The 633-nt window shown below is 43.3% G+C and carries 1 protein-coding gene; it reads right to left on the bottom strand.

The window, feature by feature from the left end; translation table 11 throughout:
- Positions 1-633 (bottom strand): NADP-dependent isocitrate dehydrogenase (locus tag R8O11_RS28775; RefSeq protein ID WP_318195061.1); only part of this gene is annotated, 633 nt, incomplete at both ends.

Below are 633 nucleotides of genomic sequence, written 5' to 3'. Positions count from 1 at the left end.
GGGACATGCAGGTTTGTGATGCCACGATCCGAATCAACCATCGCAAGTTCAGGCTGAGTTTGGTAAACCGCCTGAATTGCCGCTTCAATCTCTTCTTTCTGTGCTGCTGGTAGTGACTCGATTTTCGAGTAAACATCACCAAGACCATTATTTACATCAACGCCAAGCTCTTCGAATAACTTACCGTATTTAGCAAAAACGTCTTTGTAGTACACTTTTACAGCGTGACCGAAGATAACCGGGTCAGAAACCTTCATCATCGTCGCTTTCATGTGTAGAGAAAGCAGTACGTCTTGCTCTTTTGCATCTGCAATTTCTTTTTCGAAGAACTCAACCAATGCTTTTTTCTTCAGTACAGAGCTATCAATAACTTCTTTGTCTAACAGTGGGAAAGCAGATTTTAGCTCTTTTACAGAGCCATCTGCGCCAACAAACTCGATTTTTACTTCTGTTGCGCCAGAAATGGTTGTTGATTTCTCGCTACCAAAGAAATCGTCACCCGCCATGCTTGATACATGAGATTTAGAATCTGATGACCATGCGCCCATTGAGTGTGGGTTTTTCTTTGCATAGTTCTTAACAGAAAGTGGCGCACGACGGTCAGAGTTGCCTTCACGAAGTACTGGGTTTACC

The organism is Vibrio sp. 1288 (assembly GCF_033344475.1).
The sequence above is the reverse complement of the archived record's forward strand: the minus strand, read 5'-3'. Positions and strand labels throughout refer to the sequence as shown.